Raw genomic sequence first — 12,610 nt, forward strand, 5'->3', positions numbered from 1 at the left:
GGACCTGTCGTTTTTTGATTAATCGCCGTCGTTATCTACGTACGTAATGGTAATACTCATGGCGGAAGCCATGTCTACTTTCAGCATCCGGACCGCCTTCTGCATTTCGTTATAGACCTCCTTTACTGCCTGGTTGTTGGTCCTCACCTGATCGTACAGATTGGGCGGAAGTACTTCCATTTTGGCCTTGCTGGCGGCGAACTGCGCATTGATTAACTCGGCCAGGGTCTTGCCGGTGCTGCTGTCTTTGGCACCCAGCGCGGTCAGGTAGGTATTGAACGACGGGCCGTTTTCTCCGGTCCTGACGTTTTTCCCGTTAAAAAAATCTACCGTAGCCTGATGGGCCGTTTTGGCCAGCGTCAGGGAGAGATCTTTTTTATAAAAGGCTTCTACTTTTTCAGGTGCCACTACGCCGTTCAGCATAGCCCCCGAAGGTATTCCGAACTTTCCCGAACGTATGTAACGCTCGTAGTGCATGATGTAGCTGTTGACCAGGTTGGAGGTTGAGGAACTGATGTCCAGGCCCGTTTTGCTCACGAAGGTATCGCGGTAGCCCCCTTTCCATTCATTGACAACCCTGGTCAGGAGGGTACTCATACGGTCGGTGATGCGCTTGAGGTAAGCCCGGCGGGCGGGGGCCTCGGCAGCGGTGGTATAGTAGGCCAGTACCTGGGTGTCGGTGGCCCCTACCCCGTTGAGCAGGTAGTCCAGCGCCGGAAAACCCTGACGGGCAAAGGAAGCGGGCAGTTCCAGATCAGCCGTAGGGTTGGCGAAGTTGTTGGTTATTCCCTGCACATCGGCCGGATAAATATTAAAATAATAACGTATGGTATGTACTTCGCCCGGACCCACGTCAAATAACTCTACCTTCTGCCATTCAATATAAGCCTCGGTCCAGGCCTGCCGGAAAGCGGTAAGGGTAGTTTGATCGGGTCGGTTAGCAAATGCCTCCGATGCCGATTTCATTGCATCAAATTTCCCCTTAAAGTTATCGTAAGAAGGAATAATGATATTATCAGCCAGGTGGGTCAGCAGTACCTTCCGGTCCCTGTCGTCGGTATCGGTGCCGGGGGTTGGTTCCTGTCCGCCGTTTCCACAGGCCCAGAGGGTGGCCAGTAGTACTATTATAGCGGCTGTTTTCTTACTAAATGGTCTTAGCATAGCGTCCAAATCTTTCAACAAACAGGAGCAGAGTACCTACCTGAGTACTCTGCTCCCTTACAATTCAGAAAATATCTGTTAATTAATCCCAAACTTGGTACTGATGGTCCTGATGGCTTCTTCCAGTTGCTCATTCTTCACTTTCCACATTCCCTGCGAAGTATAGGCCAGCTTGTTCAGGATGGCGTCAGAGAAAGCGGCATCGGCACCGGCCAGTTTAGCGTAACGCAGGGAGTAAATAAAGCCAAGTCCTTCGCTGTAAGCGTGGGCGCGACGGGCCGGGTCAGTAGCGTTTTCGCGGGTCTTTTTAAGGTAGCCGATGGAAGAGTTAGCAATGGTTTTTTCCAGCTCTTTCCGGATCAGTTCGGCCTGCTCCTTGTACACAGCAGCATCATTGTTTACAATGGCCGCCCGTCCTTTCAGGAAAGCCTGGTGTAGTTTGGGGTACCCTTCTTTATTGTATTCCCACACGTAAGCGCCTAGGAAAGCCTCTCCACCGTTGGAGGTAGCGGAGGCGTCACCCGCATAAACCGGTTTTTGGGTAAAATTGGCGTAGGCCTGATCCCAGTTGTGTTCGAGTTGGGTGTACGGTTTGCCCGCTACCAGTGTATAGTTATCGGCTTTCAAGCCTTCACTGAGAAGTACATTGCCAATGTAGTCTAACTGATAGGCGCCAATCAACGATTTGGCAACAATCTGCCCCCACTCAATTCCCTGCTCATCGACCAGGTAGGTACCCAGTTTACCGGCTTTCCCGTCCTCGGCGGTGGTGGTCAAGGCTTTGCTCTTATTGGCCAGAATCACCAGAAAGTCATCCATTCTTTTGCGTTCACTTTCGGGGTTGGTCGTCGAAACGGCCGTAGCATCGCGCAGCTGGATTCCGGTACCATTTAACGAAGCGTAGGTACCCGAGAAGGGATTTCCCGAATTTGCGTACATATTTTTTAGCTGGCTGGCATCTAGTGGTGTAGTAGCACCGGCCGCAGTAACGGTTTTGGCGTAGGCATCAAGTGCCCTGAACGCGTTGATTCGGGCGTTACCCGTAGTAAGGTCCACCGTACTTGCTCCGTTCTGGTCAACGAAGAGCGACGAATAGGGCGTAGTAGCCGAAAGCTGCGTATAATCAATTGACGGGCGTAAATCGGGCCTAGGATCTACGGTTTCGTTACAGGCTGTAACACCAAAAACCGAAAGGGCGAAAAATAATACGGAGCGATTGGGTAGAGAATATGCTGACATGTCCTACTTATTTAGACTAATTATAAATGACCCTGCAAACATAGGCTCTATTTAGAATTAGTACAAATAAAATAGGAAATAAAATTATCTAATTGCGTAACTACCTCAGCAATTGAGCTTTATTTTTTTAATTCGGGCCGCTACCCGGAACCAGCGCATAAAACGGATTTTTAAACTTATACTTCTGGACTAGCAAATAACCTTTGATCAGTCGATTATCCCAGAGCCACCACCTGTTTTTGTTCGTCACGATGAATAATACCTTGCCGCCCGGCCGATCAAGTACCACCAGCATCCCAACTTCGGGTACAAGGCGTATAGTAATAGTGGCGTTGTTGTACCGGCTTCGTTCCTGCTTCCATTCTTCCAGTTGTTCCCGTAATGAAAGCTCTATTTTTTCGATTGAATTTTCCCGACTGACCAGCATTCTGCCAAATTCTCTAAGGCTGTATTCCAGGCTGTTCAATGAAGTACTTGCGCTACAATGGAAATATATATTATTCATGACTGCTCCCGTTTAGTACCACCTCCGGCATCCCGATTTCCAAATCCAGGTTTTTCTTAGGTGGAATGGTTTACAGGATACTACAAAAAATCGGTCCACCTAGAATACGACTTATTAGCAACCAGGGTAGTTTTGCCAATTGAATTTATATACCGTTGTCTATAAATAAATTACACCAATTCAATAACAGGAACTGCCTCCTGCCTGAGTGGTTCGGCAGGTAGGAGAGCATGTAGAAATAAGGTAGGGATTCTACTCCACAACTAAGGAAGACAGATCGGCTCAGCTGACAGAAAGTGGGGTTCTCAGGCCCGAATATTCATTGTAATGGTAATCGCTTGAAATAATTAGGCTACCAAAAGTTTAAAGATGTTGTAAGGGAATACCGGTACTTGCGGCCATGGATTCCAGGGAGGTCACTACCTCCCGATTAACCGGAATTCCCTCCTGCATTCGCCGCTGGTAGGCCAGGCGCTCGGGATCGCCCGGGATAAGTACTTCTTTTTTGCCGGGCAGGGGGCGGGTACTCCGCATGGTACGGATCCAGTCATCCATATCCTTTTTAAACTCGGTCTTATCCCGGAATCCATCAATGTCCCAGGCACCAAAAAAATGCCCGATTCCCTTACCTACCTGTCGGTTCGTGGCCTCAACCTGAATAGCAAAGGGCGTGGCAAAGGGTCCCCAGTTGGCACCACTCAGTACCGCCGAAAGTACATCTACCATCGTAGCCAGACAGTACCCCTTGTGGCCGCTGCCTTTTTCGTCGCTGCCCAAAGGCAGCAGAGCGCCCCCTTCCATCATTTCGGCGGGCTCATGGGTACTATTCCCCTCTTTATCAATACACCAGCCCTCGGGTACCTTTTCTCCTTTTCTTCGGGCAATTTCCACCTTTCCGTAGGCCACCGCGCTGGAAGCGAAATCAATGACGACGGGAGGTTCCTTAAAAGCGGGAAAAGCTATGGCCACCGGATTGGTCCCCAGCATTTTTTCGGCCCCGTTAAAAGGTACTACACCTTTGGTGGTATTGGTCATGGAAAGACCGATTAAATCCTGCTTGAGGGCCATAACCGGGTAGTAGCCCGCCGCCCCGTAGTGGTTGGTATTACTGACGCTGATCCAGCCGGAGCCGAAGCTATCGGCTCTTTCCATCGCCATCTCCATACACTTTGGGCCTACCACCAAACCCAGACCATTGTCACCATCCACCGTAGCCACGCTCCCCTTCCCTCTGATTATCTTTATGTCGGGGCGGGGATTTATTCGCCCGGCTTTCAACAAATCGTAGTAGGTTTTCAGGCGGGCCACGCCGTGGGAGTCAATACCGTGCTCATCGCTGTAAGCCAGTACATCGGCCGCCAGGGCGGCATCCTCGGCGGGTACCCCAAAGTATTCAAATATCCGGGTGGTAAACCGGCGCAACTGTTCGGCCGTAAAAAGAGTGGAGTTAGGGTACTTGTCAGGCATGTGGCAGGTAGCTGTAGGTTCGGATTTGGGTCGGGCTTGGTACTAGTACTTCCAAAAATCGCTACTCGCTCTTTTTTACTTAGGTACCATTGAAACAAAATAAAAAGAGCCAGGGGCTAAGCTCCCCCGACTCTTTTTATGAATATTAATTATGTAGAAATGTGAATCCTTGTTAAAGCAACAAAAATATCGTGCCAAAAGTTGAAAATGCTTCGTGGATTTTTCAAATTTCGTGTTCCTGCCACCCCGCTTAATTGACGGAGCAGGTAACCGCCTAACAATTCTTGTTAAAGTTTTTTAAATCGTATATCCAATATCGTACAGGGCTAAATTCTGCTTTCCATATTCTGCCTTTAACGCATCTGTTTGGCTTCGGTATCCTTCAAAGGCCTCATTTAACCACACCAAAATTTGTACTTTTTCAACCTCCAATACGTTACGTGACAAATGGTAATAATAAGGAGGTGGGTACTATCTTTTATTTCCTTGCCGTCCTTAGTACCTTATTTTCCTTTTTACACTTTTTGGCCTTTGTCCTGGCTTTCAGGTGTTTTCTAAAAATAAGCCTCAACAGCTCAATATTGGCCCTTTCCCCGACTTTTTTCCAAACTAAACAGATGGCATTGATCAATTAAAATGTAATTAAAAAGAGATTTGCCACCACCAACCGACCTTATAATTTTGTAGCTTTGACAGTATATTAATTATTTCCCCTCCCCTACGAAGCGTATGATTAGAGATTTGGTTATCATTGATGATAATGATTTAGAGGTAGAATTAATAAAAATACTGGCAGTGGATAATCACTTCGCCGAGAACGTCCGGGTGTTGAACAACGGAAGAGAAGGGCTGGCCTATTTTGAGGTTCTTAAGGCGGCCGGTGGAAAAAGGTCCGCACCTGAGCTTGTCCTGCTTGATTTGCACATGCCTCTGATGGACGGTTGGGAATTTCTGGAGGCATTTTCCTTGTTGTACCGGGACCGCTTCCCCGATACTGGTTTTTGCCTTTTAACTTCTTCAGTCAACCCCCAGGATAAATTAAAAGCATATAGTTATAACTGTGTGGTTGAACTTCTGAACAAGCCACTGACAGTCAGGCATTTAAATTTCTTAACAAAATTCCTGGCTGAAAGAGGCCGGTTATTTGAACGAAAAATTTAGGATAATTCTACTATTTTTTACTAATAACGACTTTTAGAGAACACACCCTGGCTAAGTACACATAGACTTTTTTAGAAACAAAAATTTTCCATTTTTGGCTTGATTGTTGTCAAATTTTCAAAAAGACGTTCATCCCAACCCTTCTTTTTACTGATGATTAAGAACCTGCTTCTAATTGACGATGATGAAATTACGTTAAAAATTTTAAAGCTTCTGATAGTCAGGCAGCATTTTGCCGAGAATATTATTACCCGAAAAAACGGAAAAGAAGGACTTGATTACTTTGATGAACTGAGTACCCAACCGGGTGCCGACGAAGTACCTGATTTGATACTACTGGATATCAATATGCCCGTGATGAATGGCTGGGATTTTCTGGATGACTATTCCCAACGCTTTGAAACGAAGTTTCCGAATACCAAAGTCTGTATGCTATCTTCCACGGTGGACCCGGCTGACTTTCAAAAAGCCTCCAACTACGCCTGCGTTATTTCGTTTGTGAGCAAGCCGTTACTAATGAGCGAGGTAGAAATGCTCCGCAAACTGGAACCCCTCCGGCATTTTTTTGAACCAAGTCTCTCCTGACGCTTACTTGTTTCAGCAATAAATATAAGAGAAAGCCCTGCAATCTGTTGATTGGCAGGGCTTTCTCTTATATTCAAGTGATCCCGACAGGATTCGAACCTGTGACCGTCTGCTTAGAAGGCAGATGCTCTATCCAGCTGAGCTACGGGACCCCGTCGGTCACTGTGGGTACTTTTTAGAGGTACCGGAGCGACCTAAGTGCGCACAAAAGTAATACATAAAATGAATTTTGGAAACAGCAACGGCCTTTCTGCCCCCGTTGGCACTTAATTTTTAGTAAAAAACAGGGACGATTCCAGGAGCCGTTTTCAAACTTTCATTTATTGATCAGGAGCAAGCATGGACGAAAAACCTCAGTTTATTATTACGGTAGGTGCCTCTGCCGGTGGTATCAGTGCGCTGCAGGAATTAGTGGTACAGTTTCCGGAAGATATCGATGCCGCTGTTTTTATAGTACTGCATTTGTCCAAAAGAGGAATTGCGGGCCTGCTGGTACACCGGTTACAGCACCTTACCCACCTGCCCTGTGTGGTAGCCTCCGAGGGTATACCTATCAAAAAAGGACATATTTATGTGGCGCCTCCCGACAACCACCTCCTCATAAAAAAAGACCAGATAAAGATTTCCAACGGCCCCGAAGAAAACCGCTGGCGACCTTCCATCGACGTCATGATGAGGTCGGCGGCGGTGGCCTACGGCGAACGAGCCATCGGAATTGTGCTCACGGGCCTGCTGAACGACGGAACGGCCGGTATGATTGCCATTAAAAAATGTGGAGGTACCTGCCTGGTGCAGGACCCCAACGAAGCTGAATACCCCGATATGCCGCTGTCGGTAATTTCCAATACGGAAGTTGACTATTGCTTCCCATTGTCCCAAATGGGCTTCGTGCTGAATGATATTATCCGGACCAAGGAAATAACCGGGAAACCTATACCGCCTGATATAGCCAGAGAAGCAGAAATAGTCGAAAACGCCGTTACCCGGATCGATGTAAACAATTCGCTGGGATCGCAGTCTACCTATGCCTGCCCCGACTGTGGTGGAGTATTGACTGAGCTAAATGACAACAATTTCCGAAGGTACCGGTGCTATACTGGTCATGTATATTCGGAGTCGGAGCTCATGGACAATCAAACCCACCAAATGGAGTCGACGCTGTGGGTGGCTCTGCGTATGATGGAAGAAAAACGGCATCTGCTGACTACCCTGACCAGGGAAGAAAAACATAAGGGGCTAAAAAACCTGGCCGCAGATCATCAGCAGCGGGCTGACGATCTGGCGGTCCATATTGAAAACATTAAGGAAATAATTTTTAGCGTCAGTACTCAAAAAAGTCCGGTACTTCACAGACCCGTATAACGATTTACCAGTTCCAGTAACTCTTTGGTTTTAAAAGGCTTTTCCAAAAAGTCATCGGCTCCGGCTTCCCGTGACAACAGCCCAATGCCTGGTGTGGCCGATACCATAATAACGGGTATGTCCCGGGTAGTTTTGTGGCTTTTTAGATGCCGGCAAATATCCAGCCCATCTACACCAGAAAGGTACCTGTCGAGTATGTATATGTCCGGAATTTCGTAATTGTCCTGGTACAAGGGTTTACCATCCGAAAAAATGGCCGTATTATACCCGGCCCGGTCAAATATTATTTTAAATACATCCAGGATTCCCGGATCGTCGTCAGTAATCAGTACTTTCTTTTTCATAGTGATGTAAATAGCATGGTTAATGCTTTTTGTTAGTTAAACTCCCTCTTCCTTTCTTCTCTGCCCTTTAACTCTTTCAATTAGCATTTAAATCTACGTACCATCCAAAGACAAAAGCCGCGATGAAATAATCAATTTACCTTCACTTCCGTTCCCTGAATTATTGTCTTTTGTTTAATTTAATTTAAAAATATTTTATCTCTTTTTTGGGGTACTAATGGGAATGGAAAAATAAAATTTAGACCCGTGTTCCCGTACGCTGTCCACCCAGATGGCCCCGCCGTGCTTTTTAATGATTTCGGCTGAGATGTATAATCCAAGACCTATTCCGGGAAAAGTACTATTGGTGGAATCATTTACCCTAAAAAACCGATCAAAAACTTTTTCCTGCGCTTCGCGGGTCAGGCCTACGCCAAAATCCTGTACACATACCGTAACATTTTCAGTATCAGCCTTGGTATAAATAATCACCTTGCCCGCCTCGGGAGAGTACTTGATGGCGTTGGAAAGGAAGTTGATCAGCACCTGCCCGATCCGGTCGCGATCGCCGATCAGGTTGGGTACCTGCTGTAACTCCTTTACGATCGTGTGCCTGGGGGTTGACTGCTGAATGTCGTCTGTTACTTCCTGAATCAGCTCATTCATATTGAAGTACCCTTTCCGTAGCTGCAACTGTCCTTCCGAAATCCGGGAAACGTCCAGCAGGTCTTTGATCAGGTTGGCCAGGCGGTCTATCTGTCCCTCCATTTTCTCGACCAGGGTAGCCGAAGCAACGTCTTCCATATCCACCATCATCTGGTGCAGCAGCTCGGCGTAGGCCCTGATACTGGTAACGGGGGTTTTGAGTTCGTGGCTGGCAATACCGATAAAATCATCCTTTTGCTTTTCCAGCATTTTACGGTCATTGATATCCAGGTTTACGCCCAGCATTTGCTCGGCCTGGCCTTTCTCGTCAAAGGTCGTCTGGGTCTGAAACTGGATCCAGTTGTAGGTACCTGCCCGCAGCATAACCCTGAACTCAATGCTCAGGTCCCGTTTTTCGGCAATGGCCATTTTGATACTTTTCCGGACGTACGCCTGGTCATCCGGGGCTACAAATTGCAGCCAGTCTTCAAAGGTACCCTGGTACGCTTTTTCACCCAGATCATAACCCGCCTTTGCGTTCCTGGCCCAGCGCAGTTCGTCCTTTTTAATATTCCACAACCATACGCCCACATCCCCGGCCGACAAAGCCAGCTGCAGTTTGGCCTGGGTCTCGCGCAGGGCAAGCTCGGCCTGCTTCTGTCGGGTTATGTCCCGTTGGGTACCCCATAAGCGCGTCACCCTGCCTTCTTCTACAATCCCTACCAGGTTATGCAGGAAACACTTCTGGTTACCTTCCTGATCGGTTTCCTGGACTTCGGCATCGCTCAGGCAGTAGTCCGAAGCAACAAAAGTTTCCATCAGCGCTTCGCTGTCGGAGTTGCGGGGCAGCAGGGAGTCGAGCGAAAAACCGATGATATCAGCGGCGCTGGTGTAGCCGTACATTTGGGCCAGAGCATCGTTACACTCTTCCAGCCGGGTCTGGCTGAAAAGCAGGTTCAGTTGCTTTTTAGGCGGGAGGTCGGTTACCAGGGGCTGTTGCAGTTCAAAACGCCAGATACCCTCGGTACTTCGGGAGATAAAGGTCTGGTAGCGCTCCTGGCTCTGCCTGATTTGCTCCAGTCCGTTTTTTTGCTCGGTAATATTGGTCGAATAAATGGATAGTGTGTCTTCGGAAGGATAAATACGGTAGTGCAGCCATTCCGAAACCCGGTCGTCGAACCACTCAAATTCCATAAAGGCCTTGGTCTTCATGGCCCTGGTAAGGCGCAGGTAAAATTCGGATTCGAGATGAACGGGAAACAGTTCCCACAGATTCTGACCCAGAATTTCGGTCGCTTTTTTTCCAAAAAAGGCCTCCGCCCGCTTGTTAACGTACTTGAAATTCCAGTCGTTATCAACGGAAACGAATACGTCCTTAATACTATTAAGGATGGTGGAATTGAGCTTATAAGACCTTTTCAACCCCTCTTCGGCCTGCTTGCGCTGGGTTATGTCCTCAATGACCAGCAGTATCCGGTTCTTCTTATCCCCCTCCTTCCCCATCCGCATGGCACTGATGAGCATAATGCGCTCACCGAGTCCGGCAAACTCGTGGGTAATCTCAAAGTTTTCGAATGATTTTTCGCGGGAGATAATCTCCGTCAGTTGTTTTCGCAGGCCCGTAATATCCCACTGCCGGTTGCTTATTTCGAAGAAAAAGTTGCCCTCGGTTTCTTTGGGACTTAGTTTAAAATCGGCATAAAAGGCCTTGTTGGCCGTTTTTACCCGTAAATCAGTGGTTAGTACTACCAGCGGCTCGCGGATGGTTTCGACAATGGCCTCGCGGTACTCGCTCGACTCCTTTAATTCTATATTGCGCTGAAACAGCTCTTCGTTGATAGTAATGAGTTCCTCGTTGGTCGACTGCAGCTCTTCCTTGGAAGTTTCGAGCTCCTCGTTCATACTCTGCAACTCCTCGTTGGACGACAGTACCTCTTCATTGGCCGACTGCAACTCTTCCCGCGTTGCCTCAAACTCCTCACTCATGGACTTCATGTGCTCGCGCGCCTCCCGGAGCTCCTGCTCCAGTATGGCTATGCGGCGGTCTTTGGCGTCCTTGCGGGAACTCCGGCTTTCGGTGGAATCTCCTTCGCCCTTCCGGGTCGTGGCTTTTTGGGTACCTTCCTTAAACAGGATCAGAAAGCTCAGCTCTTTGGATGATGACCGCACCGGTACTACCTCCAGTTCCACTTCCTGGATCTGTTCCCGGTCAATAAACGGTATGCCTTCTTTCCGGACGGGCAGGCCGTCTTTTCTGGCCCGGTGTATGAGTCCTCTCAACTCAAAGATGAGCTCGTCGCGTACCATTTTGAGCAAATGAAAACTGGCCTTGCCGGATGCCGGATGCAGGTAGTTCTGGGTGTTTCCGTGAAACCGGATAATGTGTAAATCCTTGTTGACCAGCACACTGGCTGGTACATAGCGCGCTAGCAGCAGCTTATCCGCTTCTTTTTCAATGTCAACTTCAGTACCTTGCTCAATGGAATAGCGCCCCTTGTCGTAGTTGGCGGCTACCACGCCGGTCGAAGGCTTTATCGAAAAATTAAAGCTGATATTATTGTCGCCCTCCTTTTTCTTATAAATTTTCAGGTCCTTATCAATCTGGTCAAACAGATCGGTTGAGTTCCCCACGGTTTCTGATTTGCCCAGGAGCAAAAAGCCCGCTGGTTTCAGGGCGTAGTGAAAGGACTGCAGTATCTTTTTCTGAGGGTTGGCCTCAATATAGATAAGTACATTCTGACAGCTCACCAGATCAATCCGGGAAAACGGAGGGTCTTTGAGCAGGTTATGGGTGGCAAATACACAGGAATCGCGGATCGCCTTAACTACCTGGTACTTACCGTCAATGGCCGTAAAAAAGCGCTTCAGCCGCTGGGCCGACATCTCTTTTAAAAGGCTGCCGGGATAAATTCCGGCCCGGGCTTTGTCAATAGCATGGGCATCGAGGTCGGTGGCAAAAATCTGAAACGGAGTACTGATAGATTTGCTGCTCAGGAACTCGTACAGGCAGATGGCGAAGGAGTAAGCTTCCTCGCCCGTTGAGCAGGCGGGTATCCATATACGTATCGGGTCCAGGCTTTTGCGCCCTTTCAGCAGGGACGGAAATATCTTTTTACCCAGGGCTTGAAATACCGCCGGTTCGCGGAAAAAACTCGTGACGTTTATGAGCAGGTCCTGGTAGAGCAGGTCCAGCTCGGTCGTTTTTTCTTTGATAAGTGTCGTATATTCTTCCAGTTTTTCAAAGCGGTTCAGGGCCATCCGCCTTAAAATCCGGCGCTTAATGGTAGTCTGTTTATAAAGAGAGAAGTCAACCCCGAAGCGGTTCATCAACAAAAAATGGATTTTCCGGAGTTCGGCTTCGTTTTCCAGTTGGATATCGTTGGGTGGTTTTACCGCGTAGGGTAGTTTTAAGAGGGCGGTCAATTCTTCGGCTATTTTGTGCGGGGGAAGAATGTAGTCCACAAATCCCGAGTCAATGGCGCTCTGGGGCATACCCAGGAACTGGGCGCTTTCGTCCTGCGCAAAGGTTATTCCTCCTTCGGCCTTTATGGCTTTTAGCCCGGCTGTTCCATCGTTGGCCGTTCCTGATAGTATTATTCCAATGGCGTTGTTCTGGTACACCGGGGCCAGTGCCGCCATAAAAAAATCAATGGAGTGGTACATACCGCCGGTGCTTCGTTCCCGATCCGAGAGGGTCAGGTGGCCATCAATAATACTCATAAAGGTATTGGGCGGTATTACGTACACGTGGTCGGGTTCCACGCGCATGCGGGGTACAACCTTCTGTACCGGCATGGAGGTAGTACGGGCCAATAACTCGGGGAGTATACTTTCGTGCGCCGGGGAAAGATGCTGAATAATAATATACGCAATTCCCGTATCTGCGGGCAGGTTACTCAATAATTCAGAAATGGCTTTAAGTCCTCCGGCCGAAGCGCCGAGGGCCGCAATGGGGAATGGCTTAGGTCGCACTATTTCACTGTTTTCAATGCCTTCTTTAAACCCCTCCTCTGCTGCAGTATCTTTATTTTCTTTTTTATCTTTATTATTGCTTCTTTTTGCCATTTATAAAAAAGGTAACCTCCGTTTAGGTTTCGATTAAGGTTTAGGTTGGGTTCACACCCCCGGTCGAAGTGGCCGGTTCAGCACCTAACGCTGCTAC

Annotated in this window: 9 protein-coding genes and 1 tRNA gene; 3 read left to right on the plus strand and 7 right to left on the minus strand. The window is 48.2% G+C overall.

What is annotated here, in order from left to right; all coding sequences use genetic code 11:
• Positions 1 to 18: 18 nt before the first annotated feature.
• The 4 genes from VGN67_RS15610 to VGN67_RS15625 form a co-directional block, all read right to left on the minus strand.
• A complete protein-coding gene (locus tag VGN67_RS15610; RefSeq protein ID WP_327487785.1) occupies positions 19 to 1,161 on the minus strand; it encodes an imelysin family protein in 1,143 nt (380 codons plus the stop codon).
• Positions 1,162 to 1,239: 78 nt separating this feature from the next.
• Positions 1,240 to 2,400 (minus strand): DUF4856 domain-containing protein, encoded by a 1,161-nt coding sequence (locus VGN67_RS15615; protein WP_327487786.1) that lies wholly within the window; start codon positions 2,398 to 2,400, stop codon positions 1,240 to 1,242.
• 127 nt (positions 2,401 to 2,527) lie between these two features.
• Positions 2,528 to 2,905 carry a hypothetical protein gene (locus tag VGN67_RS15620; protein ID WP_327487787.1) on the minus strand — a complete coding sequence of 126 codons (378 nt, stop codon included), beginning with the start codon at positions 2,903 to 2,905 and terminating at the stop codon, positions 2,528 to 2,530.
• A 363-nt stretch (positions 2,906 to 3,268) separates the two neighbouring features.
• Positions 3,269 to 4,372 (minus strand): Ldh family oxidoreductase, encoded by a 1,104-nt coding sequence (locus VGN67_RS15625; RefSeq protein ID WP_327487788.1) that lies wholly within the window; start codon positions 4,370 to 4,372, stop codon positions 3,269 to 3,271.
• Positions 4,373 to 5,101: 729 nt separating this feature from the next.
• Here VGN67_RS15625 and VGN67_RS15630 point away from each other — a divergent pair.
• Together VGN67_RS15630 and VGN67_RS15635 are read left to right on the plus strand one after the other, a co-directional pair.
• Positions 5,102 to 5,533 carry a response regulator gene (locus VGN67_RS15630; protein ID WP_327487789.1) on the plus strand — a complete coding sequence of 144 codons (432 nt, stop codon included), beginning with the start codon at positions 5,102 to 5,104 and terminating at the stop codon, positions 5,531 to 5,533.
• Positions 5,534 to 5,686: 153 nt separating this feature from the next.
• The gene (locus VGN67_RS15635; RefSeq protein ID WP_327487790.1) at positions 5,687 to 6,118 is read left to right on the plus strand and encodes a response regulator; all 432 of its coding nucleotides are present in this window, start codon (positions 5,687 to 5,689) and stop codon (positions 6,116 to 6,118) included.
• A gap of 78 nt (positions 6,119 to 6,196) precedes the next feature.
• Here VGN67_RS15635 and VGN67_RS15640 read toward each other — a convergent pair.
• Positions 6,197 to 6,270, minus strand: a tRNA-Arg gene (locus VGN67_RS15640).
• A 187-nt stretch (positions 6,271 to 6,457) separates the two neighbouring features.
• On the opposite strand from VGN67_RS15640, the gene VGN67_RS15645 reads away from it, so the two are divergent.
• On the plus strand, positions 6,458 to 7,480 hold the full coding sequence (locus VGN67_RS15645) for a chemotaxis protein CheB (RefSeq protein WP_327487791.1): 1,023 nt from the start codon (positions 6,458 to 6,460) through the stop codon (positions 7,478 to 7,480).
• On the opposite strand, the gene VGN67_RS15650 is transcribed toward VGN67_RS15645, so the two are convergent.
• A complete protein-coding gene (locus tag VGN67_RS15650) occupies positions 7,465 to 7,824 on the minus strand; it encodes a response regulator (RefSeq protein ID WP_327487792.1) in 360 nt (119 codons plus the stop codon). The two genes, VGN67_RS15645 and VGN67_RS15650, sit on opposite strands and share 16 nt — an antisense overlap.
• Before the next feature lie 195 nt (positions 7,825 to 8,019).
• A complete protein-coding gene (locus VGN67_RS15655) occupies positions 8,020 to 12,513 on the minus strand; it encodes a CheR family methyltransferase (RefSeq protein WP_327487793.1) in 4,494 nt (1,497 codons plus the stop codon).
• Positions 12,514 to 12,610 lie beyond the last annotated feature (97 nt).

The organism is Telluribacter sp. (genome assembly GCF_035998675.1).
Taxonomy (GTDB): Bacteria; Bacteroidota; Bacteroidia; order Cytophagales; family Spirosomataceae; genus Telluribacter.

Excerpts from the sequence above, each read along its gene's own strand:
- VGN67_RS15615 (WP_327487786.1), bottom strand. The coding sequence starts at position 2,400 with ATGTCAGCATATTCTCTACCCAATCGCTCCGTATTATTTTTCGCCCTT.
- VGN67_RS15625 (WP_327487788.1), bottom strand. The coding sequence starts at position 4,372 with ATGCCTGACAAGTACCCTAACTCCACTCTTTTTACGGCCGAACAGTTG.
- VGN67_RS15620 (WP_327487787.1), bottom strand. The coding sequence starts at position 2,905 with ATGAATAATATATATTTCCATTGTAGCGCAAGTACTTCATTGAACAGC.
- VGN67_RS15650 (WP_327487792.1), bottom strand. The coding sequence starts at position 7,824 with ATGAAAAAGAAAGTACTGATTACTGACGACGATCCGGGAATCCTGGAT.
- VGN67_RS15655 (WP_327487793.1), bottom strand. The coding sequence starts at position 12,513 with ATGGCAAAAAGAAGCAATAATAAAGATAAAAAAGAAAATAAAGATACT.
- VGN67_RS15645 (WP_327487791.1), top strand. The coding sequence starts at position 6,458 with ATGGACGAAAAACCTCAGTTTATTATTACGGTAGGTGCCTCTGCCGGT.
- VGN67_RS15635 (WP_327487790.1), top strand. The coding sequence starts at position 5,687 with ATGATTAAGAACCTGCTTCTAATTGACGATGATGAAATTACGTTAAAA.
- VGN67_RS15610 (WP_327487785.1), bottom strand. The coding sequence starts at position 1,161 with ATGCTAAGACCATTTAGTAAGAAAACAGCCGCTATAATAGTACTACTG.
- VGN67_RS15630 (WP_327487789.1), top strand. The coding sequence starts at position 5,102 with ATGATTAGAGATTTGGTTATCATTGATGATAATGATTTAGAGGTAGAA.